22 protein-coding genes and 1 tRNA gene are annotated in these 25,704 nt (G+C 49.3%); 7 read left to right on the top strand and 16 right to left on the bottom strand.

Going from position 1 to position 25,704, the window contains the following annotated elements; translation table 11 throughout:
* Positions 1-12: 12 nt before the first annotated feature.
* From AC3WQT_RS04515 to AC3WQT_RS04500, 4 genes are all read right to left on the bottom strand, one after another.
* A complete protein-coding gene (locus tag AC3WQT_RS04515) occupies positions 13-852 on the bottom strand; it encodes a MipA/OmpV family protein (protein ID WP_492702642.1) in 840 nt (279 codons plus the stop codon).
* Between the two features lie 186 nt (positions 853-1,038).
* Positions 1,039-2,166, bottom strand: coding sequence for a glycosyltransferase family 4 protein (locus AC3WQT_RS04510; protein ID WP_492702641.1), 1,128 nt, complete (start codon positions 2,164-2,166; stop codon positions 1,039-1,041).
* 135 nt (positions 2,167-2,301) lie between these two features.
* The gene (locus AC3WQT_RS04505; RefSeq protein WP_492702640.1) at positions 2,302-3,639 is read right to left on the bottom strand and encodes an ATP-binding protein; all 1,338 of its coding nucleotides are present in this window, start codon (positions 3,637-3,639) and stop codon (positions 2,302-2,304) included.
* A gap of 3 nt (positions 3,640-3,642) precedes the next feature.
* Complete coding sequence (locus tag AC3WQT_RS04500; RefSeq protein ID WP_492702639.1) at positions 3,643-4,329, bottom strand: response regulator; 687 nt, start codon at positions 4,327-4,329, stop codon at positions 3,643-3,645.
* A gap of 235 nt (positions 4,330-4,564) precedes the next feature.
* On the opposite strand from AC3WQT_RS04500, the gene AC3WQT_RS04495 reads away from it, so the two are divergent.
* Together AC3WQT_RS04495 and AC3WQT_RS04490 are read left to right on the top strand one after the other, a co-directional pair.
* Positions 4,565-5,281, top strand: coding sequence for a hypothetical protein (locus AC3WQT_RS04495; RefSeq protein ID WP_492702638.1), 717 nt, complete (start codon positions 4,565-4,567; stop codon positions 5,279-5,281).
* An 82-nt stretch (positions 5,282-5,363) separates the two neighbouring features.
* Positions 5,364-6,044 carry a GNAT family N-acetyltransferase gene (locus tag AC3WQT_RS04490; RefSeq protein WP_492702637.1) on the top strand — a complete coding sequence of 227 codons (681 nt, stop codon included), beginning with the start codon at positions 5,364-5,366 and terminating at the stop codon, positions 6,042-6,044.
* A 22-nt stretch (positions 6,045-6,066) separates the two neighbouring features.
* On the opposite strand, the gene AC3WQT_RS04485 is transcribed toward AC3WQT_RS04490, so the two are convergent.
* The 8 genes from AC3WQT_RS04485 to AC3WQT_RS04450 all read right to left on the bottom strand — a co-directional run bounded on the left by AC3WQT_RS04485 (position 6,067) and on the right by AC3WQT_RS04450 (position 15,720).
* Positions 6,067-7,011 carry an exopolyphosphatase gene (locus tag AC3WQT_RS04485; protein WP_492702636.1) on the bottom strand — a complete coding sequence of 315 codons (945 nt, stop codon included), beginning with the start codon at positions 7,009-7,011 and terminating at the stop codon, positions 6,067-6,069.
* A 309-nt stretch (positions 7,012-7,320) separates the two neighbouring features.
* Entirely contained in the window at positions 7,321-9,039 is a 1,719-nt protein-coding gene (locus AC3WQT_RS04480) for a methyl-accepting chemotaxis protein (RefSeq protein ID WP_492702635.1), read from the bottom strand.
* A gap of 818 nt (positions 9,040-9,857) precedes the next feature.
* Positions 9,858-9,949, bottom strand: a tRNA-Ser gene (locus AC3WQT_RS04475).
* Positions 9,950-10,043: 94 nt separating this feature from the next.
* Positions 10,044-11,294 carry an aspartate kinase gene (locus AC3WQT_RS04470; protein ID WP_492702634.1) on the bottom strand — a complete coding sequence of 417 codons (1,251 nt, stop codon included), beginning with the start codon at positions 11,292-11,294 and terminating at the stop codon, positions 10,044-10,046.
* A 448-nt stretch (positions 11,295-11,742) separates the two neighbouring features.
* The gene (locus AC3WQT_RS04465) at positions 11,743-12,309 is read right to left on the bottom strand and encodes a DUF1415 domain-containing protein (RefSeq protein ID WP_492702633.1); all 567 of its coding nucleotides are present in this window, start codon (positions 12,307-12,309) and stop codon (positions 11,743-11,745) included.
* 138 nt (positions 12,310-12,447) lie between these two features.
* Positions 12,448-13,137 (bottom strand): aquaporin Z, encoded by a 690-nt coding sequence (gene aqpZ / locus AC3WQT_RS04460; protein ID WP_423000622.1) that lies wholly within the window; start codon positions 13,135-13,137, stop codon positions 12,448-12,450.
* A gap of 282 nt (positions 13,138-13,419) precedes the next feature.
* Positions 13,420-15,006 carry a malate synthase A gene (aceB, locus tag AC3WQT_RS04455; protein WP_492702632.1) on the bottom strand — a complete coding sequence of 529 codons (1,587 nt, stop codon included), beginning with the start codon at positions 15,004-15,006 and terminating at the stop codon, positions 13,420-13,422.
* Between the two features lie 33 nt (positions 15,007-15,039).
* Positions 15,040-15,720, bottom strand: a complete 681-nt coding sequence (locus tag AC3WQT_RS04450) for a haloacid dehalogenase type II (protein ID WP_492702631.1) — start codon at positions 15,718-15,720, stop codon at positions 15,040-15,042.
* A gap of 163 nt (positions 15,721-15,883) precedes the next feature.
* On the opposite strand from AC3WQT_RS04450, the gene AC3WQT_RS04445 reads away from it, so the two are divergent.
* A complete protein-coding gene (locus tag AC3WQT_RS04445; RefSeq protein ID WP_492702630.1) occupies positions 15,884-16,789 on the top strand; it encodes a LysR family transcriptional regulator in 906 nt (301 codons plus the stop codon).
* Between the two features lie 84 nt (positions 16,790-16,873).
* Here AC3WQT_RS04445 and AC3WQT_RS04440 read toward each other — a convergent pair whose 3' ends face one another.
* From AC3WQT_RS04440 to AC3WQT_RS04425, 4 genes are all read right to left on the bottom strand, one after another.
* Complete coding sequence (locus AC3WQT_RS04440) at positions 16,874-18,598, bottom strand: methyl-accepting chemotaxis protein (RefSeq protein ID WP_492702629.1); 1,725 nt, start codon at positions 18,596-18,598, stop codon at positions 16,874-16,876.
* A gap of 238 nt (positions 18,599-18,836) precedes the next feature.
* Complete coding sequence (locus tag AC3WQT_RS04435) at positions 18,837-19,040, bottom strand: cold-shock protein (protein ID WP_007878889.1); 204 nt, start codon at positions 19,038-19,040, stop codon at positions 18,837-18,839.
* 254 nt (positions 19,041-19,294) lie between these two features.
* Positions 19,295-20,080, bottom strand: a complete 786-nt coding sequence (locus tag AC3WQT_RS04430; protein WP_492702628.1) for an enoyl-CoA hydratase/isomerase family protein — start codon at positions 20,078-20,080, stop codon at positions 19,295-19,297.
* 59 nt (positions 20,081-20,139) lie between these two features.
* Complete coding sequence (locus tag AC3WQT_RS04425; protein WP_492702627.1) at positions 20,140-20,619, bottom strand: thioesterase family protein; 480 nt, start codon at positions 20,617-20,619, stop codon at positions 20,140-20,142.
* A 146-nt stretch (positions 20,620-20,765) separates the two neighbouring features.
* Here AC3WQT_RS04425 and AC3WQT_RS04420 point away from each other — a divergent pair, with 146 nt between their 5' ends.
* The 4 genes from AC3WQT_RS04420 to AC3WQT_RS04405 all read left to right on the top strand — a co-directional run bounded on the left by AC3WQT_RS04420 (position 20,766) and on the right by AC3WQT_RS04405 (position 25,700).
* Positions 20,766-21,968: an acetyl-CoA C-acetyltransferase gene (locus tag AC3WQT_RS04420; RefSeq protein ID WP_492702626.1), complete on the top strand. Its 1,203-nt coding sequence runs from the start codon at positions 20,766-20,768 to the stop codon at positions 21,966-21,968.
* Positions 21,969-21,997: 29 nt separating this feature from the next.
* The gene (locus AC3WQT_RS04415) at positions 21,998-24,130 is read left to right on the top strand and encodes a 3-hydroxyacyl-CoA dehydrogenase NAD-binding domain-containing protein (protein ID WP_492702625.1); all 2,133 of its coding nucleotides are present in this window, start codon (positions 21,998-22,000) and stop codon (positions 24,128-24,130) included.
* Positions 24,131-24,345: 215 nt separating this feature from the next.
* Entirely contained in the window at positions 24,346-24,711 is a 366-nt protein-coding gene (locus AC3WQT_RS04410) for a hypothetical protein (RefSeq protein WP_492702624.1), read from the top strand.
* On the top strand, positions 24,708-25,700 hold the full coding sequence (locus AC3WQT_RS04405; RefSeq protein WP_492702623.1) for a CapA family protein: 993 nt from the start codon (positions 24,708-24,710) through the stop codon (positions 25,698-25,700). The genes AC3WQT_RS04410 and AC3WQT_RS04405 overlap by 4 nt, the downstream gene beginning before the upstream one ends.
* Positions 25,701-25,704 lie beyond the last annotated feature (4 nt).

The following is a 25,704-nucleotide window of genomic DNA, read 5'->3' as shown; positions in this document are numbered from 1 at the left end:
GCTTATATAAAATTAAAATCGATATGCCAGGCCGGAATACACGGTGACGTAATTTTTCTTACCCAACCACAAACTGTCTCTGTCAATGTCAAACTGGTGTACTCCAGTCACATGCGAAGTGACTATCCAGGACGAATTCAACTCCCAGTTCCAATTCAGGCCCAGGTAGACATTCCTGACATTGGCATTTGTGTTCACGACGTCTTTACCTGACTTTGCAACAAGAACTTCATTGCCCGTGCCAGTAAAACTGTTTCCTGAACCATTGACATACACAGGATATCCATCGCTAAGATTAGGATCAAACCGTGAATTGGCGGAATCGTAGTAGCGTTTGCTCCAGGTCAGGCCCGCAGACAATGCAAGCCCATGATGGGAAGCTATTTTGTAATAACTGCGTCCTTCTATATTCAAGTATGTCGTCTTCCTGCCCGCGCCAGTTCCAAATAATAATTTGCTACCTACACGCAGATTGCTCAATGGGCGAAAGTTAAAAAAACCGCCGACTTGAAAACTGCCATCCACATCACCATAGCCTGCCAGCTTGCGCGCAGCTGATGCGCTGCAACCTCTTTGATATGACAGCAAAGGGCCATACTCATAGGCACTGGATTGACTCAAATGCATGCCGAGATTGGTGTTACGTAAGAAAACACCATTACTCCACTGCATTTGTACATTGGGCATGATGCGCGTGGTTTGTTCGCCACCCACTTCGCAACTGGGTTCGGAAATCACACCAAGGCCGATATACATATCGGAACTACCGTCCGGCAACATGCTAGCCGCCGGGGTCTGGGCACAAGCAAGGTCGGCGACGCAAAAAAGGGAGGCAAATATTATAGATTTCATGCTGGTCAATTGTAGTCGTATGTATACCCGGCCCATCTTCAATATCGTCGATATCATCAAAATAGCGAAGTGGCATTACAGGTATAAGGGCGTGAGAAATCCGCATCATAGACACCTCTTTCCAATTTCGCAACATCAATACCCATACTGAAACTCATTCTATTCATCCTATTCACTCAATGTGCTCTACGGCTCTTTGGTATTTCCAGAAATTACATCAACATACAAACGCACATAGTTCTTTGCCATCATTTCAGAAGTGAATATGGTCTGATAACGTTTTTGTGCAAATTGCCCCATCTGCGCCGCCAGTGCAGGCTTGTCCCACAAACGCGTCATGGCTGCCCGCAAGGCCAGCACGTCTTCTGGCGGTACCACCATACCGGTCTCGCCTGCAATATTGACATAGCTGGTGCCTGTTCCTATCTCACTTGATATCATGGGCTTGGCATACATCGCCCCTTCCAGCAGCGAGATACCAAATGCCTCGGAACGTAAATGGGAAGGGAATACCACGCCATAGCAAAGACTGAGCAAGGCGACTTTATCCTCTTCCGGCAGTGCTCCCAGAAAATGCACATTCTCAAGCCTCAACTCTCTGGCTTGCTGCTTCAGGGCAGCTTCTTCTGGCCCATTCCCGACAATCAGCACAGGCATATCCGTATCGGCTACAGCCTCCAGCAAAATATGCAAACCCTTGTAATAGCGCAGCATGCCGACAAATAAAAAGAAGCGGCCCGCAAAGCGTTGCTGCCACTTGTCTATCAGTTCTGGCGATGGCTGAGGATAAATATCCTTGTCGAGGCCATAAGTGATTACTTCAGTCTTGTCACGATAGCGATTCAGGACCGGGCTGCTGGATAGATAATTAGGCGAAGTGGCAACGATCCTGTCCACGTCATTCAAAAACCAGTGGCGCAAAGGTTGATACACTTTTTCCAGAAATTTTTGTCTCACAATATCCGAATGATAGGTCACGATAGTTGGCTTTCTGATTCTGCAAAACAAATGCATCAAATCCATAAAAGGCCAAGGGAAGTGATAGTGAATAATGTCGGCACTATTCGCCAGTTCCCTGAAGCGCGAGAGTGCCTGCCAGGAAAATCCTGTTGAAGCAATTTCAAAACTCTGCCTTACTCTGTGTACCCTGTGTCCTTCCAGCTCCATTTCCAGATTGTCATGCTTGCGTGTCAGGGTCAGCACTTCTGCATCCACACCCAGGCGCGCAGTTCCCACCGCCAGTTGCCGTATCACTTGCTCTATACCACCAAAAGTATCAGGGTGATATGTGCGGTAAAAATGCAATACTTTCATGGCAGACCTTGATCAGAGCGAATCAGAATGCAAACACCGCTTTGCAATATTATTGAGCAATGATAGATAGCAGTCAGTTGCGAGTCTTCCCCAACTTGTCTGGCAAATGTCATCAATTTGTAAGCCTGGAATTTATTACTGCTGTATTGCTGTTCCTGGTGCAAAAAAAGGCAAAGAAATGATGAATCTGGCGCCGCCATATTGCCCTTCTTGCACCAGTATCTGACCGTCATGTGCGGATATAGCTTTTTTCACAATAGCCAGGCCCAGGCCAAAACCGCCGGTGCTGCGGTCACGGCTACGGTCCAGCCTGTAAAAAGCCTCAAAAATGCGCTCTCTTTCCGCCGCCGGAATACCGGGACCATCATCTTCCAGAATGATTTCTACGCCGCCATCTTCGCTTCTTCTGGCATGTAGCCAGATGCGCGCAGTGGCATACTTGGCTGCATTGCGCAAGAGATTGCTGATTGCCCGTTTCAGCAAGCGCTGATCACCACAATATGTCCCCAGGTCCTCAGAAAAATCTCTGTTGAGCTGATGTACATCCAGCACGTGCTGCAAGCTGCCCACGCAATCTGAAAGACTATTGCTCAAGTCAAATTCATTACGATTCAGACTGACATCCTGATCAAGCTTGCCCAGATCCAGCAATTCGCTGACCAGCACATTGAGTTCGCTGATATCGGCTTCCATGGCTTGCATTCTGGGTTCCAGTTGTGGATTTTTTGCTGCGCTTCTCAATAGCTCCAATGCAAATTCCAGTCTCGCAATAGGCGTACGCAACTCATGTGAAACTGAATGCAAGAGATTTTTTTGTGCCTCCAGCAAGCTCTCTATACGAGCCGCCATCTGGTTCATGCGCTGTGCAAGCGGGTGTATGCTGTCGCGCTCTTTGGTTTGCGCCCTGACCTTCAAATGACCGGCACCAAATTCATCTGCAACTTTCTCCAGCGCCTGCAAGCCACGCCAGTGCGAGCTGGACCAGACTGCAATCGGGATCAGCAGGCAGAGTGCCACGATGATGTAGCGCAGCGCTTCAGTCTTGAGAACGGGGGCAACATCGATCGGCAAATCTTGTGCATGAATGACTTCTTCATCACTGCCTACGTAGCGCTCGCCCTTGAGGTCAACACGGCGGTAAAAAGATTTGCTTGCAACATCGATGACAACCTCGCCGCGCATCAGTTGCGCCTGCCTTGCCTGATTCAGCTTTGCAAGTACCGGCTGCAACGGTATCAAATCCATCCGGGTGTGGGCGATTTCCCTGATTTTGTTGAGGCGTGTCAGCCATTCATTCTGGCCTGCCTGATCGACATACTCAGTCAATAATAAAATTTGTCCGGATGCCTGCTGCTGTGCGACTTCTTCCAGAGGATCACCAAAAAAAATAGTGATGGACACATAGATGGCAATCGTGGCGACACTGACAGACAGCATCACCAAAGCAAAAAAACGCAGGAACAGGCGATTCATCTGCTAGTCCCAGGCAGACGGGCTGAACAGATAACCCTCTCCCCAGACTGTCTTGATTTTATCGGCATGCGGATCATCGAATTTGCGCCGCAAGCGGGAAATTTTATTATCGATGCTGCGGTCCAGACCATCAAACTCTATGCCGCGCATCTGTATCAGAATATCGTTACGCGACAGGACCTTGCCCGCGGCTTCGGCCAGCACCAGCAATAATTTATACTCTGCACTATTCAGAGAGACTGTTTCATCGCGCCAGAACACGGTGCGGTCACTACGGCAGACACGAAATGCGCCATAGACCAGATCAGCGTTTTCATCTGCCAGCTCTTCCTTGACACGTCTGAGCAAGGCACGTAAACGGGCCAATAATATTCGTGGCTGCACGGGCTTATTGACATAGTCATCTGCGCCCTGCTCCAGACCCGAAACTTCATCGAAGGCATCCTCACGCGCCGTCAAGATCAAAATAGGCACGGCACTGATTGCGCGCAACTGACGGCAGACGACCATACCATCCATACCCGGCAACATCAGATCAAGTACCACAATATCCGGTGAGGTTTGTTGAAAATGACTCAGGGCGGCATCGCCACGGCTGACGATGTCTATCGTAAATTCGTATTCCCTGAGGTATTCGGCAACCAGCGCTGCCAGCTTGGCGTCATCTTCCACCAACATTACACGAAACATAAATCTCTCCTTTGCCCGCATTGTAGTAGAGCAGCGCGCGATTTTACGCAATTTGCCCACTGCTGCGACGCAACTTACAATTTTCAGACAATTTCCGAATAAGCGCTAAGCAGGATTTACAAATTGAAGACAATTATCTGACATTTCGAGAACGATTTAATTTCTTCCGGCCGCTATTCTCTTTCGCCATACCACCCCAACTGGCAAACGCTTAAACCCTTTTTCGGTTTTCATTATGAAAATACCCCTACATTTCCTTGCAGCGACTCTCATCACGACCTTGCTGACTGCCTGCGGCGGTAGCAGTGATTATATTCCCAAGCCATTGCCAGTCCAGATCAACACTGATTTCAGTAGTGAACCGCCTGGCTGGGCCTTTGGCACATCGGACTTTAGCAGCGAGACCAAACCGACTGACATCGTCACTGAGTACCGCACCCTGCCCCTGCCTTTCAGTGGCAAGGGCCTGTATACTTTTGGCACCAACCGCAGTGATGATCTGTTCATTTACATCAAGAAAAAATACTCTGGCTTTGCACCCAACACTGAATACGCTTTAAGTTTTCAAGCCACCATCGTCACCAATGTGGCCACTGGTTGCTTTGGTGTTGGCGGTTCACCTGGTGAAAGTGTCTGGTTTTTTGGCGGCGCATCCCCCATCGAACCACTGACAATACAAAAAGGCAATGAGTTCGTCATGAATATAGACCGAGGCGGCCAGGCAGGTTCGGGCAAGTATGCCCAGGTACTGGGCACCATAGGCAATGCCAGTACGGATTGTGGCAGAGCACCCTATATGGAGAAGAAACTCAGCAATCAGGCACCTTTGAATGTAAAAACCGAAGCCGATGGCAGCCTGTGGATATTGTTCGGCCTGGATTCAGGCTTTGAATCAACCAGCCATATTTACTACAAGAACATCACCGTCAATGCCGTCCCGGTAGTGAAATAAGCTCCAAACTTGCCGTTTGCCTGTACGACGGGCAAACGGCACAGTAAAATCGTCTATCGTGAAAACCTTAGATGAATGAACCATGTCACCAGCTTCACCAGCATTACCAACATCACCATCACAGGGGCTAGCCAGTATAGCCGCACAAATACAGACATGCGCCTTACATGCAGGCATTGCCGGACGCCTTGCAGATCAGGGGCTAGCTGCCGGGCCGGCCTTCCTCAAACCACAAAAAATAACCGGTAATAAACTGGTCATGCGCAATGCCACCGTAGCAGACGCCGGCTACATCGTCGCTTTGCGCACAGATGAACAAAAATCCCGTTTCATTTCCACCACCTCTGCCGATGTCAAACCACAAGAGCAATGGCTGGAAAAATATGCCTGTGATGACAAGCAAATCTACTTCATCATCCAAAATATGGAAGGCAATAATATAGGTACCGTACGCCTGTATGATCAGCAAGCTGATTCATTCTGCTGGGGTTCCTGGATCATACAAGCAGGTTCAGCCAGCAGCAGTTCCATAGAATCTGCGTTGATGGTGTATCACTATGCACTGGCTCTGGGATTTAAGAGCGCACATTTCGATGTCAGGAAAGGCAATGAGTCCGTCTGGAAATTCCATGAACGCTTTGGTGCAAAAAAAACCGGCGAAACGGCGGAGGATTTTCATTACGCAATTGCAGCCAGCGAGATTAGCACTTCCCTGAGCAGGTATGCGAAATTCCTGCCAGATGGAATACAAATACAATTCTGAACCAAAGCATTCAGCCAGATCGTCAGCCATCCTGGTTGATACGGCTGATCAAGGTCGCCAATACCTCTGCTGCCTGCTCATTTCCAACCTGGCAAGTACCGGCATTTTCATGGCCACCACCACCAAATTCCAGCATCAATGGACCGATATTGGTTTTGGAACTACGATTCAAAATCGATTTGCCGGTAGCAAATACGGTATTCTGGTTTTTCAAACCCCAGAGTATGTGGATAGAAATATTGGTTTCAGGGAATAAGGCATAAATCAGAAAACGATTCCCTGCAAAAATCGTCGACTCATTGCGTAAATCAAGTACTACCAGATTCTTATGCACGGTTGCACAATCCAGGATTTGCTTCTTGCATTTCTCTTCATGTTCGAAATACAGGTCCACTCTTTCCCTGACATCCAGGTCTTGCATGATTTCTTCTATGCTCTGTGTTTTGCACAGATCGATCAATTTCATCATCAGGTTATAATTTGATATCCTGAAGTCGCGAAAACGCCCAAGACCGGTACGAGCATCCATGAGAAAGTTCAATAAATCCCATTCTTGGGGATGCAAAACTTCCTGACGATTGAATTGCGCCGAGTCACCCTTGTCAACAGCCGCCATCATGCCATCCCAGGAAGCAGGGAAAACTTTCAAGCCACCGTAATAGTCATATACCACTCGTGCTGCGGAAGGAGCCTCTGGTGCGATGACATGGTTTTTTCTGGCACCACCCTCTGCATTGCGCAGGGTTTCAGACAAATGATGGTCGAAAGCCATATGGATGCCATCAACGAAAGGTAAATTGGTACTGATGTCAGCGTCGCTGACCGCAATCTTGCCATCCTGCATGTCTTTGGGGTGCACGAACAGAATGTCATCAATCAGGTCAAGGTGCTTGAGCAAGACTGCACAAACCAGTCCATCAAAGTCGCTACGCGTAATCAAACGGAATTTTTTGGTATTTGCAGACATGAATACTCCCCCGGTGAGTGGTTTATTCCTGATAAGACAAAACTCGTTTTAATATTGGGAAAATGATTGAATGAAAATTGATTATTCAATGTAATCACTTTTTTACAACTTGTCCACCCGGTAAATCACGCTTCGAATAAGTCAATGAAATGAGTTCTACTGATTTCCTCCATCATTTTTTGAGGGAATTGGCCGGAAAACACCCAGACACAGACAAACAACATCCACGCCAGCGAATTTCTCCTGACATCGTCCTCATCAATTGTTTTCGTACTTGACTATCTTTGCATTAATCTCTTTGAATAACACTTATGAGTCACACAATTCTTCCAATTCATTGGTCGCACTGGCACTATTTGATTTTGCTTGTCTGGACGAATCTGCATTTGTGGACAAGCGCTTGACCGCGCTATTTTTTCCCTTTGCCGTGCTCATTGTCCCAAAACGCTGACTGGTTTTCTTTTGCTGAGCAAATTCAGCAAGGTGCCCAGGCATTCTAAAAATGCTGACGACTTGCGCCAGAACACGTGTTTGTTCCTCCAGAGAACCAGCAGCAGCTGCCGCTTCTTCAACTAATGCCGCATTTTTTTGTGTTGTTTCATCCATGTGCGTTACGGCGAGGTTGATCTGCTCGATGCCAGTGGTTTGCTCCTTACTTGCCAGAGTAATTTCGCCCATGATGTTGGTCACATTTTGTATGCTTGAGACGACTGATTCCATGGTCGAGCCAGCCTGATTGACCAGACGTGAGCCTATCTCCACCTGCTCGACCGAATCATTAATTAAAGTTTTGATTTCCTTGGCTGCCGCAGCAGACCGCTGCGCCAGGTTGCGCACTTCGCTGGCAACGACGGCAAAACCTCTCCCCTGCTCACCAGCTCGCGCTGCTTCAACAGCGGCATTCAATGCAAGGATGTTCGTCTGAAATGCGATGCCATCAATCACGCCAATGATATCGACGATTTTTTTCGATGATGCATCAATAGATCCCATTGTGCTCACTACTTCAGTAACGACTGCACCACCTTTGATAGCAACTTGAGATGCAGAAATCGCCAATTCATTGGCTTGCCGCGCACTATCTGCATTATGTTTCACCGTAGATGTCAATTCCTCCATTGATGAAGCAGTTTCTTCCAGCGAACCAGCCTGCTGTTCTGTTCTTGAAGACAAATCCAGGTTACCGGATGCGATTTCACCCGTGGCTGTTGCGATCGTATCAGTACCATTGCGAACCTTGCCAACGATGTCGATCAGGTTGTCGTTCATTTCTTTTAGTGCCTGCATTAACTGACCTGTCTCATCCGTAGAAGTAACTTGAATGTCGCTTGTCAAATCTCCTTTGGCGACTGTCCTGGCTACATCAACGGCGATCGCAAGAGGCCCGGTAATGGAACGGGTACTAAACCAGGCAATGGCAGCACCAGAAATGAAAGCTAAACCTGTGATGATGACCATCATAATCAATGCTGAGCTGTATGCCCTGGTTGCCGATTCCTCGTCGTTTTGATTCTTTTTTTCCTGCAAGTCTATAAACTCTTGAATCGCATCCTGCCACCTGGCATTGGCTGGCCCTGCTACTTTCAGCAAAAATATCGTGGCTTCTTCTTTATTAGTCTTGGCCATCTCAGAAAACTTGTCGTTGAGCGCTCTTGCCGCCACCTGGTCTTCTTTTATTTTCGCAACAAAAGCCTTCCCGGCATTATCCAGCGGCATTTTCTCCAGCATGCTAAATGCTGCGTTGTAGTGAGCCCGTGCGTCCTCAATTTTTTTTTGCTCGTTGTTTGCCATTGCTTCGTCCGAAAGCAAGGCGATCGTGCGTATCACCCGGGAAACTATATGTACGGACTTCGACATATCCTCAAGCACTTCCATCTTTTTCACATTGATGGTCACAACGTGATGCAAAGCCTCATTGGATAGTGTCATGCCACGCACCCCGAGAAAGGCGACCCCGAGGAGCAATAGTAATATCAGGGAGAAACCAGATACAAGCCTGGTGCCTATGCGTAAATTTGTGAGTCTCATATGTTCTCCGATGGCATTTGGATAAATGCTGGATCAGCACAAACTCCCATCAAAATACCTGGGTATCTATGCGACACAGCCAGATGCTGGACTACAAGAATAACCATTGATACCGACGACTAAAGCTGCTTTCAAAGACCCAGGGGTAGTACTCTGCTATTTGACAATTCGATTTAACAACGTCGAAGAAAATAAAATATTTTTTGTGACATTTCATTCATAAAAGTTCAGACAGCACTTGCCGGACCTATCTGCCGCTTTTTATCAACGTCACTATTTAAAACTCATTTCGCGCCTATTGATGAAATGAACTCTGCTTATTTTGATGTTTTTTTGGATAAACATCAAAATATTATTGATGCCCTCATTAGTCATCGTAGATCAGCTTGCCAACTACATCCACCTTTTCTAATTCAAATTCAATTAACAACTGGATTTCGCCACACTGGCAAAGTATTGCAAAGCACAAATTTCATAGTGCGTCCCGACTTATCAGTCAACGCAACCCGGAGATTAAGAAGATGTGGCACCGGCGACTGGGCGTGGTCAAATTGTGGGAACTCATGTTGCCGGAAGTGCCCTTACTCCATAAATTGTGGGATGGGTCGCTAAACATGCGCTGACTTAGCTCAAAGAAGCTTCTTTTTGTGGATTTTCAGGGGGTTTTATATTTAATGAAAGAATTCAATTTCATATGCAAACCAGCACAAAACTATGCAGAGCCTTACAGCAACCGTGACATATGCCGCAATAAAAAGGCGAAGGTAAAAGACAAAAAGAAAAAGCCCCTGGTTACCCAGGGGCTTTTTCAGTATTGCTGGCGGAGATGGTGAGATTCGAACTCACGATTCAGGTTACCCCAAATGCTTCCTTAGCAGGGAAGTGCCTTCGGCCACTCGGCCACATCTCCACACTATTACAACCGCCAAAAACTCAGCTGTAATTGAGACCGTGATAATAGCTGCTTGTATGACTTTGGTCAACAGTCAGACCAGAAAAAATTTTTAAGCACTTTCCAGACCGAATGCCTTATGCAGGGCACGGACAGCCAGTTCCATGTATTTTTCATCAATCAAGACAGATATCTTGATTTCAGAAGTAGAGATCATCTGGATATTGATACCCTCTTCCGACAGGGTGCGGAACATCTGGGAAGCAATACCAACATGGCTGCGCATACCCACGCCAACAACGGATACCTTGGAGACCTTGGAGTCACCCACGATGCTGCCCGCGCCGATATGCGCCTTGACGCTGCTTTCCAGCACGTCCATGGCCTTGGTGTATTCACCACGTGGCACGGTGAAGGTAAAGTCAGTCTTGCCTTCGACAGACTGGTTCTGGATGATCATATCGACTTCGATATTGGCATCAGCAACCGGGCCCAGGATTTGATAGGCAATGCCTGGTCTGTCTGGTACACCCAAGACGGTGATTTTTGCTTCATCACGGTTAAACGCGATGCCGGTGATGGTAGCTTGTTCCATGTGTGTATCTTCCTCAAACGAAATCAGGGTGCCAGAATTCGCTTCTTCTTCCAGCGGTATTAATGGGTCAGTCAGTGATGACAAAACGCGGGTAGGCATGCGGTAGTTACCGGCAAATTCGACGGAGCGAATTTGCAAGACTTTGGAACCCAGCGAAGCCATTTCCAGCATTTCTTCAAAGGTAACGGTATTCAGACGGCGCGCATCAGATACGACGCGCGGGTCAGTCGTATAAACACCGTCAACGTCAGTATAAATCAGGCATTCTTGCGCCTTGAGCGCTGCAGCAACAGCCACGGCAGAGGTATCAGAACCACCACGACCCAGGGTCGTGATATTGCCCAGCTCATCCACACCCTGGAAACCGGTAATGATGACGATCTTGCCTGCATCCAGGTCAGCCTTGACCTTGGCTTCATCAATCGATGCAATCCTGGCCTTGGTGTGGGCAGAATCAGTCTTGATGGCAACTTGCCAGCCAGCATAAGACACAGCCTTCTTGCCTATCGCCTGCAGGGCAATGGCCAGCAAACCGACAGAGACCTGCTCACCGGTGGAGGCAATCATGTCGAGTTCACGGGGATCAGGCTGGGCAGAGATTTCTTTTGCCAGGCCAATGATACGATTTGTTTCGCCAGACATTGCTGAAGGCACCACGACTATCTGGTGACCGGCATCATGCCATTTGGCGACGCGCTTGGCGACGTTCTTGATGCGTTCTGTCGAACCCATCGAAGTACCGCCGTATTTGTGGACGATTAAAGCCATAGATATAGAAACTGAGATAGAAGACTAAAGGGTGAAAAATGCGGAAAATCAACCTCTTACTGTACATGTTGCTCTGCAAAATAACAAGGCACTTGTCAGCAGAAAATCAGAAGAAACGCCTGCTCAGCAATTGGCAAAAGCAAATTTTCTACAGAAGCGTGGTTATTCAATCAAGTGATTTGCAAGGAAGTGGAGAAGAATGGCGCCGGGGATGCGGCAAAAATCATTGATGATTTTCACCAGATTTGTGACTCATCGCCAAAATAGAATTAAATATGATGATTTTTCTGTTGTTAATCAATGACTTGGAAATAGATACACCCTACCAGTATCTCCATTTCATACTACTTAAGGGAAATTGCGCAAATGCAAGAATCGTAAATTACTTATTTGCATATCAATATAAGAATTCAATTGATATGCATGATTTTGATAAGCTTATAAAGAATTACTTTTTGGCGTATTTGGAAAACAGCCGGCGCCAGCCTTCGTGACCCAACTCGCGCATGGTCTCCATGTTTTTTTCATAGATTTGCTCGGCTTCGGGAAAGGCTTCTACCGCCCTGTCTATGCTCTCTTCGCGCAACAGGTGCAAGGTCGGGTATGGCGAGCGATTGGTATAGTTTTCTATGTCATCCTGTTCGGTGCCGGCAAACTGGTAGTCGGGGTGAAAGCTGGCGACTTGCAAGATGCCATCCAGTTCCATTTCTTCCAGCATGCCATCGGCGACATCCAGAAAATCATTGAAGTCCAGAAAGTCATTCAATGCCAGTGGATGAATCAGCAAAGTGGTTTCTATCTTATCCGGATTGGCTTCGGCCAGCAATTCCAGTTCTCTCTCCAGGTCTTCCAGCAAGGTTTCTGGCGTCTTCGCTTCACTGACGACATAGCGCACTTGCTGTTTGACCTGCACGGCCTTGGCAAACGGACACAGATTCAAACCGATGACGGCTTTGTCCAGCCAGGTTGCGGTCGCTGAAATTACATCTTCGGAATTAATGAGATTGCTGGACATGATGAGCATAAAAAGAATGAAGGTCCGAGAATACCATGTCAGATTTGCAGATGCATGACACCCGACAATTTTTGCATGATATTTCGCGGACCTGCACAAGAGTTGTGCGAGGCGTGCAGCCTCATATCTTCTCGCTGCTTATTTCGCCTCGCCAGCAATCGCCTTGTAGCTGACGGCACCCAGCACAGCGCCGACAATAGGGGCTACCCAGAACAGCCACAATTGCTGCAAAGCCCAGCCGCCGACATAGATGGCTACACCCGTGCTACGGGCAGGATTGACCGAAGTATTGGTGACAGGGATGCTGATCAGATGTATCAGCGTCAAACCCAGGCCTATGGCGATAGGTGCAAAACCTTGTGGTGCGCGGCTGTCTGTCGCGCCGAGGATGATGACCAGGAACATCATGGTCATGACCACTTCAGTCACCAGTGCAGCCACCATGGAATAACCGCCAGGCGAATGCTCGGCAAAACCATTTGAAGCAAAACCGCCAGACACATCAAAACCAGCCTTGCCACTGGCGATCAGGTACAAGACACCGCCGGCAACGATGCCACCCAGCACCTGGGCGACGATGTAAGGCAGTAATTTATTGGCTGGAAAGCGACCACCCGCCCATAAGCCGATAGAAACGGCGGGGTTAAGGTGGCAACCAGAGATATGGCCTATCGCATAGGCCATGGTCAGCACCGTCAAACCAAAAGCCAGTGACACACCGTGCAAGCCTATGCCTACACCTGGGAAAGCGGCTGCCAGCACGGCACTGCCGCAGCCGCCTAGCACCAGCCAGAATGTTCCCAAAAATTCAGCTCCATATTGTTTCATTTTTTCACTCACTTTTCTAAGGTATGGGGTTGCCCGGATTTGCTGTGCAGCAGTCCAAAAATCGCGCTGGCACAGTGGCAACAATATAACAAACTTATATTGCCTTATTGTTAAAATGTGTGATGGATTGGCAATTTATGCCTGGGTTTACTGATTAATTAAACATGTTTTTCAAAAATCATTGATGCACTTTCCTAAAGTGCAATAAAAAAGCGAACACCTGAGTGCTCGCTTTTTTTGCCATCCTGCGGTCTTGGAGAAGGCTGCAATACTGCTACAAGATCAGATTTCTTCGTACAAAGGCAAAGTCAGGAACTCGGCAAAGTCTTCAGAAGTCGACATCTCTTCAAAAATTTGCGCAGCGCGGTCATAAGTTGGGCCTGTGCCTGCCACTTCTTTGACCTTGACCAATTCTTCAGGGATCATCGCACGGACCATGTCGGCCGTGACCTTGCGACCATCTTCCAGATTGCCCTTGGCAGAACGTATCCATTGCCAGACTTGTGAGCGGCTGATTTCTGCAGTTGCGGCATCTTCCATGAGGTTATGGATAGGTACGCAACCATTGCCAGCCAGCCATGCGCCGAGGTAGTGAATGCCAACGTTGATGTTGTAACGCAGGCCCGCTTCGGTGATCGGTGTTTCTGGCTGGAAATTCAACAAGTCTTTGGCGCTGACTTCGATGTCAGGGCGTTGTTTGGAAATCTGGTTAGGTGCATCGCCCAAAACCTTTTTGAATTCTGTCATCGCCAGTTCTACCAGACCTGGGTGAGCTACCCAGCCGCCATCGTAACCGTCCGTTGCATCGCGGGCTTTGTCATTACGTACGCCGCCCATGGCGATGTCGTTTTTCTCTGGATCGTTCTTGATAGGGATCAGCGCAGCCATACCGCCGATAGCTGGCGCATTACGCTTGTGGCAGGTTTTCAGCAAAAGCAGAGCATAAGAGCGCATGAAAGGCGCTGTCATCGTGACCTTGGCGCGGTCTGCCAGGCAGAAGTCTTTGTCGTTCTTGAACTTCTTGATGCAAGAAAAAATATAATCCCAGCGACCAGCGTTCAGGCCAGAACTATGCTCACGCAGCTCATACAAAATCTCATCCATCTCGAAGGCAGCAACGATGGTTTCGATCAACACAGTCGCCTTGATGGTGCCTTGCGCCAGGCCGATTTCATTTTGTGCCATGACAAAAATATCGTTCCACAGACGCGCTTCCAGGTGAGACTCCATCTTCGGCAGATAGAAGTAAGGTCCAGCGCCGCGTGCCAGTTGTTCTTTGGCGTTATGGAACAGGAACAGGGCAAAATCAAAGATGCCGCCGGAGATGCGTTTACCATCGACGAGCACATGTTTTTCATCGAGGTGCCAGCCGCGTGGACGCACGACCAAAGTGGCGATCTTGTCGTTCAGTTTGTAGGATTTGCCGTTTTGCTCGAGACTGATGGTGCGGCGCACGGCGTCGCGCATATTGATCTGTCCGGTGATCTGGTTATCCCAATTCGGTGTATTGGAATCTTCAAAGTCTGTCATGTAACTGTCAGCGCCCGAGTTAAAGGCGTTGATGACCATCTTGCGCTCTACCGGACCAGTAATTTCTACACGGCGGCATTCCAGTGCTTTGGGGATAGGCGCGATCTTCCAGTCACCTTCGCGGATATGCAGGGTTTCTGGCAAGAAGTCTGGCTGCTCACCAGCATCCAGGCGCTTGGCACGTTCTACGCGGGCAGCCAGCAATTCTTGACGGCGTGGCTCGAATGCGCGGCTCAGCTTGGCAACCAGGGCCAGTGCTTCCGGTGCCAGAATCTCGGCAAAGCCTGGCTTGATTTCGCCGCTGATTTGCATGCCTTCAGGTAAAGTCAGTTGTGTCATTGTGGTCTCCAGAAAAAATGAATTAAAACGAAATCAGTTGCGGTGTTTTGCTATGAAGGGAATCAGGTCTTGCAGCGTGCGCCCTTCGCCATGCGGCGTGACGCCCAGTTGTTCCAGCGGTGCATTTTGCCGGTTGACCCAGAAAGTGGTGTAGCCAAACCAGGTGGCACAGCAGGCATCCCAGCAATTGCTGGACACAAACAGGATATTTTTTGCTGGCACACCAAATACATCAGGCGCCATTTGATAGGCTTCAGGTGCGGTCTTGAATTTTTTGACGACTTCTACCGACAGCAAATGGCTAAATATGCCCTGCATGCCAGCAGCATCAACAGCCGACTGTAGCATGTGCAGGTTACCGTTCGATAAAATCGACATCTTCATGTCTTGTGTCTGCAAGGCTTGCAGGACGGACAAGTTTTCCGGAAAAGCTTTCAGCCTCGCATACTGCCCCATCAGGGTATTTTGCGCATCCAGGTTCAACTCCAGCCCCAGCTTTTGACAACTGAAGAGCAAGGCATCCTGTGTCACTTCCCAAAATGGCTTGTACATGCTGCACATGGTACGCAGGCGTGTATATTCAATTTGCTTGTCACGCCAGAGCTCAGCCAATTCCCGCCCCTTGCCGGGAAACAGCTTGTCCGCCTGTTCACTGATGGAATAGACATCGAACAGGGTACCGTAGGCGTCAAAAGCAATGGCGGAGATGGGCATGGTTTTAGTTGGTGCCTGAGGCGGGCTGAGCCGTAAATTTAAAAAATTGAATAGCAATCATCATGAAAGCAGTATATTCAATATAAAATACTATAATCATCGAATTTCATCACTACATCTTTTCATTTTAGTTGCAAATGAACAGATAAGAAGCCAGGCTCTTATGGATCAGTTCAAACAAATCTCTACTTTTGCTGAAGTGGCAACCAGGGGCAGCCTGTCAGCAGCAGCGCGTGCTGAAGGCGTCGCTCCTGCCATGATAGGCCGCCGCCTGGATGCACTGGAAGAACGCCTGGGCGTCAAGCTATTGCAACGCACCACCCGCAAGCTGGCGCTGACCAATGAGGGTGAGGCCTTTCTCGAAGATTGCCAGCGCATACTGGCCGACCTGGAAGCAGCAGAAGGTGCAGTATCAGAACGCAGCGCCCGCGCCAGCGGTACGCTGACGATTTCGGCACCCGCTGGTTTTGGACGCCAGCATGTGGCACCACTGATGCCCTCCTTTTTGAGCGAACACCGTGACGTGAAACTGACGCTGAGTTTGAATGACCGCGTGGTGGACTTGATTGGCGAAGGCATAGACGTGGCGATACGCATCGCCGCGCTGACTGACTCCAACCTGATTGGCGTCAAGCTGGCGGATAACAAGCGCGTGGTGGTCGCCTCGCCAGCTTATATCAAGCGCCACGGCACACCACAAACCCTGGATGAACTCAGCAAGCACAATTGCCTGGCCTTCAGCGCTGACGGCAGCCAGCGCGGCTGGACATTTCGCCAGAATGGCAAGAACGTCACGCTGAAGGTGGAAGGCAATATGGTCTGCAATGACGGTGAAGTCTTGCATGACTGGGCGCTGTCAGGCAAGGGCCTGGCCTGGCGGTCCATGTGGGAAGTGGGTGCCGAAATTGAATCGGGCAAGCTGATTACTGTGCTGGACGAATTTAATGCGCCGGGCAATGATATCTATGCGATCTTTGCCCAACGTCGTCACCTGCCCTTGCGCATACGGGCCTTTATCGACTTTTTGCGTCATGCCTACAGTCAGCCGAATTACTGGAAAAAATCCTGAGCAGGAATTTCTGAATTTTTCTGAATCACTGCTCCGCATCAAGATCACGTATCTGATGCGGAGAAAAATCACTAGAACTCATTTTTAAAACTCTTCCCATTCATCCTGTGAAGACGACGGTGCTGCTTTGGCATTCTTTTTCGGTGCAGCTGGGGCAACTGCAGGCAGCGACTTGACTACTGCGCGTTTGGTAACAGGATTTTCTTTGGGCACAGCTTTTACGGGAGAAACAACGGGCGCTTTACTGCGGCTGTCTGCACCGTCACTGGCATCAATCTTGAAAATGCTGACAGCATTATTCAAATTATTTGCCTGATCCCGCATGCTGCTTGCCGCAGCTGCGGCTTGTTCTACCAGGGCAGCATTTTGTTGTGTCGCCTCATCCATCTTGCCAATTGCCATACTGACCTGGTTAATGCCGTCTCTTTGCTCAGCACTGGCCGCAGTAATTTCTGCCATGATGTCAGCCACACTTTTGATAGAGATGACAATCTCGTTCATAGTCTTGCCAGCATCATCAACCAGGCGTGAACCGACCTCAACCTTATCAACAGAGCTGCTGATGAGTTCCTTGATTTCTTTTGCCGCATTGGCAGAGCGCTGTGCCAGGTTACGTACTTCAGTCGCTACCACGGCGAAGCCACGTCCCTGCTCACCCGCGCGCGCAGCTTCTACTGCCGCATTCAAGGCAAGAATATTGGTCTGAAAGGCGATGCCATCAATGACGCCAATGATATCGACAATCTTTTTCGAGCTCTCTTTGATCGATGACATGGTATGCACCACATCACCGACGACCTGGCCACCTTTGCTGGCGACTTCAGATGCATTCGATGCCAGGGTATTGGCCTGACGTGCATTGTCAGCATTTTGTTGCACGGTCGATGTCAGTTCCTCCATGGAAGAAGCAGTTTCTTCAATGCCGGCAGCTTGCTGCTCAGTGCGGCTGGACAAGTCCATATTGCCAGTGGCAATTTCCTCAGAAGAGATGGCAATAGATCCGCTTGAATTTCGCACCATGGTGACGGTTTGCATCAGGCTTTGGCGCATGTTTTCCAGAGCAGAAACCAGTTGCCCCATTTCATCCCGGGAAGCAGGTTTGAGTTGCTGGGTCAGGTCGCCATTGCCTATGGCTTCAAATTGATCAATTGCCAGCTTCAACGGATGAGAAATGGCAGCGAGCAAAAAGTAAGCCGAAATAAATACAGCAACCAATCCACCAATCACACCCAGTATGTCCACCCACAAGAAGGTAGCAAAAGCACTCTCACTTTCTTTAAGCGACCTGGCGGCACCGGCAAATTGATAGTCACTGAGCGCGGCTAGTTTGTCAGCATACGCGCTAAAGGCAGGTGGTACCAACTTCATGTTGATGTTGTCGGCTTCTTCCTTGTTGCCAGCTTTGATAGCATTGAACATCGGCAAGTGCGCATCTTTAACGTACTTATCACGCAAGGCAGTGGCTTCATCAGAAATCTTTTTTTCTTCGGCATCTTGCGGCAAGGCCAGGTATTTTTTCCAGTATGTTTCAGACTGATTAAAAAAATCTTCTGAACGCTTGATGGTCTCCGCATTATCCGGAAATTCGGGATGAGCAATTGCCCTGTCTATAGCAGTACGGGCACGCAACATAAAGACCCGGGATTGCCCCAGCGCCTCGACCGAGGGTAATTGATTGGTAAAAATTTCCTTGATGACGGCATTGCTGTTCCTGACACCATAAACCCCCATCAATCCACCAATGACCAACATGATTGCCATGAAAGCCATCACACCTATCAGTCTTAACCTGATTGTCAGATTGAACATCTTATTTTCCCCTTGTAACGTTCCTGGCAAATGTGGAACAAGAATACAAAAATTCTTAACGAGAGTCTTGATCAGGGACAACTTTAGTGTAACTGCTGCAAATTGAGTATAAATAAGTTTGCAACTATTCGGGGAAGAAAATTTTGTCTTTTTGCAAAAAAAAATCCCCGATAAATCGGGGATTTTTTAGAGCAAATCTGGTGCTATACCAGACATTAGCAGACTAACAAATCAGCAATTAGATTGCTTGGATGTTAGAAGCTTGCTTGCCTTTAGGGCCTGTCGTTACTTCGAAAGAAACGCGTTGGTTTTCTTTCAAAGATTTGAAGCCGTTAGATTGGATAGCGGAGAAATGAGCAAACAGATCTTCACCGCCTTCATCTGGAGTGATGAAGCCGAAACCTTTTGAATCATTGAACCATTTAACAATACCTGTTGCCATTACAATTTCCTATTTCAGTTAATGTGGGCATATGCCCGATAGATCGTTTCAACCAAGTAAGAAATGACAGACTGATACTGCACTACCACTTTGAATCTCAACGACTAAACGATTATACGCAGAATTTCGGGAAAAAGTAAAATAAAACACGACGCACTCAATTTATCTTGCAGTTTCAGAGGAAAAAGTCACCTTTAAGACGCAAAACTCGTCACAAAACTGTCATATACCTCTGTAATTGCCAAAAATAGCGGCTAATTCAGCTTGCAGCCAAAATGAGCGGTCCGCTTATCCAGGAAAGCAGATACCCCTTCGGCAAAGTCCGGCGTCATCGTGACAGAAGCAAAAGCCTCGATTTCATCGCTAACCTGCTGTTCGAGCGAAGTTGCATCTGACTGATATACAAGACGCTTCATTCTGGCATAAGTTTCTTGTGGGCCGCGCAGTAGTCTCAGGGCCAGCTTCTCAGTTACATCTTTCAATTGCTCTGGTGGTACAACCAGATTAATCAAGCCAAAAGCCAGGGCTTCATCGGCATCAAAATTTTCCGAAAACAATAACCATTCCAGTGCCTTGCGGTTGCCAACCAGGCGCGGCAGGAACCAGGTATTACCGACATCAGGGCTCGCACCTATCTTGGCATAAGCCATGTTAAAGCGGGTGCCCTTGGCTGCGACTACCAGATCAGCCGCATTCATGGTCCCCATGCTGCCACCAGCTACCGCACCGTGGACAGAGGCAATCACGATGGCAGGAAGTTTATGCAGGCGCAATATTGCCTGGTTCAGCTCTGCGCCAATTTCACGTATGGCTTCGGGGGATGCCGGGTCACCTGGCTTGAAGCTGGCGATGTCACCTCCCGCGCCAAATACCTTGCCCTCGGCACGGATAATGACGACGCGTATGCTATGGTCTTCTGCCAACAACTCGGTCAACTGGTTCAGGGAGCGTATCTCTGCCGCTCCCATGACATTCATGCAGTTTGGATTATCAAAGATGATGGTGGCCAGTCCATTGGCTTTTTCCAGACGTATGCTCATGCTGCTCCCCCTTGTTGTAGTTTGTATCTATATCCTAGTACAAGTGGGCAGAAAGGCAATCAGGCGCGGCCATGCAGCATGAATGCGGCTGCGCCTGTCGCAATTCTGTCACCTTTTTCATTACGCAGGTCCATCAGGACATTGGCGACACGTTTGCCTAACCGCGTGACTTCGGCAGTCGCAACAAAATGTTTGCCGCGCCCAGGTTGCAGATAATCGATACGCAAATCTATCGTGCTCATCTTGCCAAATTCCTTGATCTGCGACATCACATCATCTTGCGGGTTTTGCTGCGCCATTTTGAGCAAGATGGCAAAACCTGCCACGCTATCCAATACAGAGGCAATTACGCCGCCATGCAACATGCCCTGGGCAAAATTGCCTAATAACTCGTCCCGCATGCCTATGCTGAGGCGCGGTGTATCCGGGTCAAAACTGTCCAGCTTCATGCCCAGCAAATGGCAAAACGGGATTTTCTCCTCTATCACCATTTTAAGCATGCCTTGAAACTCAGGATTATTGATGATGTTCTGTGTCATTGCGTGTTTTCCTCATATCCTGTGGTCAAATCAGACGCACACCATTTAATCAAGCATTTGCTTTATTAATTGTATCATCATACACTTGAGCACCAATAAAGCCACATATCCCTCTCATACAGAAACCGCCAGACAGGAGAATACAAATGACTGAAGCCTATCTTTTTGATGCGCCGCGCACACCGCGTGGCAAGGGTAAGAAAGATGGTTCACTGCACAGTGTCAAACCCATCTCCTTGCTGTCTGGCCTGATGCAGGATATGCAGCAACGCCTGTCGCTCGATACTGCGTTGATCGATGATGTTGTGCTGGGTTGCGTCACCCCCGTTGGTGACCAGGGAGCAGACATTGCCAAGACTGCCGCCTTGGCTGCAGGTTGGGACTGGCAAGTGGCAGGGGTGCAACTGAACCGCTTTTGCGCATCCGGCCTGGAAGCAGTCAACCTGGCGGCGCAAAAAGTACGTTCAGGCTGGGAGGACCTGGTAGTCGCTGGCGGCGTCGAATCCATGTCACGCGTGACCATGGGATCAGATGGCGGTGCCTGGGCAGCCGACCCGCAAACCAGCATGCAAACTGACTTTTTACCGCAAGGTATAGGGGCAGACCTGATTGCAACGCTGGAAGGATTCAGCCGCGAAGATGTCGATGCCTTTGCCCTGCGCTCACAAGAAAAAGCCACAGCGGCGCGGGCTGCTGGTCGCTTCAAATCCCTGCGCCCTGTGCGCGACATGAATGGCCTGGTAATACTGGCAGAAGATGAATTCATCAAACCACAATCCAGCATGACAGCACTGGCCTCGCTCAAGGCTTCATTTGAAATGCCGGGCAAAATGGGTTTTGATAGCGTCGCGATACGCAAGTACCCGCACATTGAGCGTATCAACCATGTGCATACTGCTGGTAACTCGTCCGGCATCGTCGATGGTGCTGCCCTCGCCCTGATAGGTACCGAAGCCATGGGCAAACGCCTGGGCCTGAATCCGCGTGCCCGCATCGTTGCGTCTGCCGTGACAGGAACCGATCCGACCATCATGCTGACAGGTCCTGGTCCCGCCACTCTGAAAGCATTAAATAAAGCTGGCTTGCGTGTGGAAGATATCGATTTATTTGAAGTCAATGAAGCCTTTTCAGCGGTCGTCATGAAGTTCATGAAAGACCTCAAAGTACCGGAAGAAAAAGTCAATGTGAATGGCGGCTCGATTGCCCTCGGCCACCCGCTGGGGGCAACCGGCTGCATGTTGCTGGGTAATCTGATTGATGAGCTGGAAGCGCGTCAGTTAAAGCGCGGCCTCATCACCCTGTGTGTGGGTGGCGGCATGGGCATCGCCACCATCATAGAGCGCGTTTAAACCAGAAATGTAGCGGGAAAGCAAACATCATGATCAATTACAGCAAAGACGAACATCAGATAGTCACTCTCAACATCGACATGCCAGGCTTGTCGGTGAACACCATGAATGCGGCATTTCGTGATGCACTGGCATCTGCCGTCGGTCGGCTAGAAGAAGAAAAAGTGCAACTCAGCGGCGTCATCCTGACATCCGGCAAGGACAGTTTTTTTGCCGGTGGTGACTTGCGAGAACTCATCAGCATACAAGACGCCAAATCCTGCCTGGAGATGGTGGAGAAAAACAAGGCAGTGCTGCGCAGACTCGAAAAACTCGGTAAGCCCGTTGTTGCCGCCATCAATGGCAGCGCCCTTGGCGGTGGACTTGAGCTGGCGCTGACCTGCCATTACCGCATAGCCCTGGATAATGCCAAAACAAAAATCGGCTTCCCTGAAGTGACGTTGGGATTATTACCGGGCGCTGGCGGCGTGGTGCGTACAGTACGCCTGCTGGGCTTGCAGGAAGCCATGCCTTATCTGCTGGAAGGCAAGCAGGTCTCTCCAGCAGCAGCCGTCAAGGCTGGCCTGGTACATGCCATCGCCAGCAGCAATGAAGACATGTTGCAGCAGGCGCGCGCCTGGATACTGGCCAATCCACAGACACAACAGCCATGGGATGATGCAACCCATAAACTGCCCGGTGGCGCAGCCAACTCTGCCAAGCTGCTGCCAATGATCATGGTGGCACCGGCCATGTTGCGTGAAAAAACCAGGGGTAATTATCCAGCGCCTGAAGCCATACTGGCAGCCATGGTAGAAGGTGCGCAAGTTGATTTCGACAATGCCCTGAAAATTGAAGGCCGCTACTTCACCCATCTCGCCACGGGCCAGGTTGCCAAGAACATGATAGGTACTCTGTTCTTCCAGATGCAGGAAATCAGCACAGGCAAAAGCCGCCCGCGAGACATCGCAAAATCCAAAGTCAGCAAGCTCGGTGTGATAGGTGCAGGCATGATGGGCGCTGGCATAGCGGCTGTCAGTGCAGCGCGTGGCATACATACGGTATTGAAAGAGCCGACGCTGGAAAAAGCCGAGCAGGGCAAAACCAATATTGCCAACGGCCTGCACAAAAAAGTAGGGCAAGGTCGCTTATCTGCAGAAAAGGCAGCGAACCAGTTGGAACTGATACAGCCTACTGCAAGCGCCAGTGATTTTTCAGGATGTGATCTCATCATCGAAGCCGTATTTGAAAACCGCGAACTCAAAGCGACTGTCACCAGCGAAGCAGAAAACATGCTGGCAGCCGATGGCATCATGGCCAGCAATACCTCCACCCTGCCAATCAGCGGACTGGCAAAAGCAGTCAGCAATCCAGAACGCTTCATAGGCATACACTTCTTTTCGCCTGTCGAGAAAATGCAATTGGTGGAAATCATCAAGGGCAAGCAAACCAGTGAGGCAACAATCGCCCGTGCATACGACTATGTACTGCAGATAGGCAAGACGCCCATCGTCGTCAATGACTCGCGCGGCTTTTTCACCAGCCGGGTATTTGCCAGCTTTGTCAACGAGGGCTTGAGCATGCTGGCAGAAGGCTTGCCAGCAGCACTCATAGAAAATGCGGCACTCTCCGTCGGCATGCCGGTTGGCCCGCTGGCCGTTCAGGATGAGGTGTCGCTGAGTCTGTCCCGCCATGTCACCGCGCAAACCAAGGCGGATCTCGAAACCGAAGGTAAAAGCTGGCAGGCACCCGCATCTGCCGCCATCATCAATGTCATGCTTGATCAACATCAACGCGCTGGCAAGGCTGCTGGCGCAGGTTTTTATGAGTATCCCACAGACGGTGGCAAGAAATATCTGTGGCCTGAACTAAGTACATTGTTTGGTAGGGCCGGATGCAGCCTGCCCTATGCCGACCTGCAAGACAGGTTTTTATACATGCAGGCGATAGAAACCCTGCGCTGTCTGGAAGAAGGTGTACTGGAATCGACCCGCGATGCCAATATAGGATCAATTTTTGGCATAGGTTTCCCGGCATGGACGGGTGGTGCAGTGCAATTCATCAATCATATTGGCACAGAACGGTTTGCTGAACGTGCCGCAGAATTGCAGGCCAGCTATGGCGAGCGTTTTGCCTTGCCAGCAAATTATTTGAAGTTTGCAGCAAACAGCAAACAGTACTGAATGTGCAAATGATCGCAACAGCATAGAAAAACCGAATGCTGTTGCGGCATATAAAAAACACAAAAGCAGACTTCCCTGTACCGACAAATCCTGTGATAATCACCGCTCGACTAATTGAGGGCGGCAAAGCTATGTGGTCAGTTGAAAGATGCTTGAAAAGTGCAGGGATAAAGAAAAGCTACGCCAGGTTTTTTGTATTCAGCAGTCTTTTACTGATGGGCAGCCAGTTGCCCTGTATTGCCAAACCTTTATTGCGCTGCTATGTCAGCTATGCTGGCAGCGAACAAACGATAGAAAGCCAGATAGTGCAAGACCCTTATGATGTGAGGACTACTGATGTAGGGGAACGTTTTACATTCAAGGCGGTCATGGTTGGCAAGGCACAGCAAATAGACTACATCAAGCTGTACGCTTATTTCCAGACTCGTCGCAGCGATGTCCCTGTCCATCAGGCGACTTACCGCCCGCCCTTCAAAGTCACCAGCAAAGAGATTCCTCTGACGCCGCAAAATTCAATCTATGCTGGTGATGTAGAGCGTGAACTGCAGTACCGCTGCACTTTGCAGGAGGTACAGCAATGAAAAATCTCAAACGTTTAAGTCATCTGCTTGCGGCTCTCACGCTGACTAGTACGCTCGCACAAACAGCCCATGCCCAAGACGACAGTGTCAGCATATTGTTTGCCGGTGATGTCGTCCTTGATGGCAAACCAGGCAAAATGATCGCTGATGGCAAAGACCCGTTCTTTGCCTTTGCCACATTATTCAAGAATGCCGACATCCGCGTCGTCAATCTGGAATGTGTAGTGGCCACGACAGGCGATGCAGCCGACAAGAATTTCACCTTCCGCGCACATCCCCGTACCCTCGCTACCCTGAAGCAGCATGTAGATGCAGTGTCGATTGCAAATAATCATTCCGGTGATTTTGGCCGTGCAGCTTTCCAGGAGATGCTGGGTTTACTCGACCAGCAGCAGATCAAGCGCTTTGGCGGTGGCAATAATTTGCGTGAAGCGCATACACCGCTGATCATCGAAAAGAAAGGTTTGCGCATTGCCCTGCTGGGTTATAACGAATACATGCCACGCAGCTTTGAAGCGGAAGCGCACGCAGCCGGTGTCGCCTGGAGTGAAGATGAACAGGTAGTACTCGATATACGCAAGGCACGTCAGCAATATCGTGCAGACCTGGTGATCCCCTTCATGCATTGGGGCTGGGAAAATGACAAACTTGCCGTCGACAGGCAGCGTCAGTTAGCGAAGGTAATGATAGATGCAGGTGCCGATGCCATCATAGGCGGTCATCCCCATGTGATACAGGATGTAGAACATTACAAGGGAAAACCTGTCATTTATAGCCTGGGCAATTTTGTCATGGATGAACTCGACAATGAACCGCAAACCCGTGGCTGGGTCATAAGGCTACAACTGGATAAGAAAGGCGTGAAGGCCTGGGATACCCGTTTGGCCAGGATAGATAATGATGGCGTGCCTCACCCTGTGCCTGAAGCCAGCACCGCCTGCTGGAGCCGCCTGGATGGGCAGCTCAGGCAATGCAGTAATGCTGAATAATAAT

It is taken from the genome of Undibacterium sp. FW305-107, assembly GCF_058788535.1.
This window is presented reverse-complemented; position numbering and strand designations above follow the sequence as displayed.

Coding starts and splice junctions, on each gene's coding strand:
- AC3WQT_RS04495 (WP_492702638.1), top strand. CDS start 4,565: ATGAAAATACCCCTACATTTCCTTGCAGCGACTCTCATCACGACCTTG.
- AC3WQT_RS04425 (WP_492702627.1), bottom strand. CDS start 20,619: ATGACACAGAACATCATCAATAATCCTGAGTTTCAAGGCATGCTTAAA.
- aqpZ (WP_423000622.1), bottom strand. CDS start 13,137: ATGAAACAATATGGAGCTGAATTTTTGGGAACATTCTGGCTGGTGCTA.
- AC3WQT_RS04440 (WP_492702629.1), bottom strand. CDS start 18,598: ATGTTCAATCTGACAATCAGGTTAAGACTGATAGGTGTGATGGCTTTC.
- AC3WQT_RS04510 (WP_492702641.1), bottom strand. CDS start 2,166: ATGAAAGTATTGCATTTTTACCGCACATATCACCCTGATACTTTTGGT.
- AC3WQT_RS04500 (WP_492702639.1), bottom strand. CDS start 4,329: ATGTTTCGTGTAATGTTGGTGGAAGATGACGCCAAGCTGGCAGCGCTG.
- AC3WQT_RS04450 (WP_492702631.1), bottom strand. CDS start 15,720: ATGCCCATCTCCGCCATTGCTTTTGACGCCTACGGTACCCTGTTCGAT.
- AC3WQT_RS04435 (WP_007878889.1), bottom strand. CDS start 19,040: ATGGCAACAGGTATTGTTAAATGGTTCAATGATTCAAAAGGTTTCGGC.
- AC3WQT_RS04480 (WP_492702635.1), bottom strand. CDS start 9,039: ATGAGACTCACAAATTTACGCATAGGCACCAGGCTTGTATCTGGTTTC.
- AC3WQT_RS04410 (WP_492702624.1), top strand. CDS start 24,346: ATGGGCAGCCAGTTGCCCTGTATTGCCAAACCTTTATTGCGCTGCTAT.
- AC3WQT_RS04415 (WP_492702625.1), top strand. CDS start 21,998: ATGATCAATTACAGCAAAGACGAACATCAGATAGTCACTCTCAACATC.
- aceB (WP_492702632.1), bottom strand. CDS start 15,006: ATGACACAACTGACTTTACCTGAAGGCATGCAAATCAGCGGCGAAATC.
- AC3WQT_RS04405 (WP_492702623.1), top strand. CDS start 24,708: ATGAAAAATCTCAAACGTTTAAGTCATCTGCTTGCGGCTCTCACGCTG.
- AC3WQT_RS04465 (WP_492702633.1), bottom strand. CDS start 12,309: ATGTCCAGCAATCTCATTAATTCCGAAGATGTAATTTCAGCGACCGCA.
- AC3WQT_RS04485 (WP_492702636.1), bottom strand. CDS start 7,011: ATGTCTGCAAATACCAAAAAATTCCGTTTGATTACGCGTAGCGACTTT.
- AC3WQT_RS04470 (WP_492702634.1), bottom strand. CDS start 11,294: ATGGCTTTAATCGTCCACAAATACGGCGGTACTTCGATGGGTTCGACA.
- AC3WQT_RS04430 (WP_492702628.1), bottom strand. CDS start 20,080: ATGAGCATACGTCTGGAAAAAGCCAATGGACTGGCCACCATCATCTTT.
- AC3WQT_RS04445 (WP_492702630.1), top strand. CDS start 15,884: ATGGATCAGTTCAAACAAATCTCTACTTTTGCTGAAGTGGCAACCAGG.
- AC3WQT_RS04420 (WP_492702626.1), top strand. CDS start 20,766: ATGACTGAAGCCTATCTTTTTGATGCGCCGCGCACACCGCGTGGCAAG.
- AC3WQT_RS04505 (WP_492702640.1), bottom strand. CDS start 3,639: ATGAATCGCCTGTTCCTGCGTTTTTTTGCTTTGGTGATGCTGTCTGTC.
- AC3WQT_RS04490 (WP_492702637.1), top strand. CDS start 5,364: ATGTCACCAGCTTCACCAGCATTACCAACATCACCATCACAGGGGCTA.
- AC3WQT_RS04515 (WP_492702642.1), bottom strand. CDS start 852: ATGAAATCTATAATATTTGCCTCCCTTTTTTGCGTCGCCGACCTTGCT.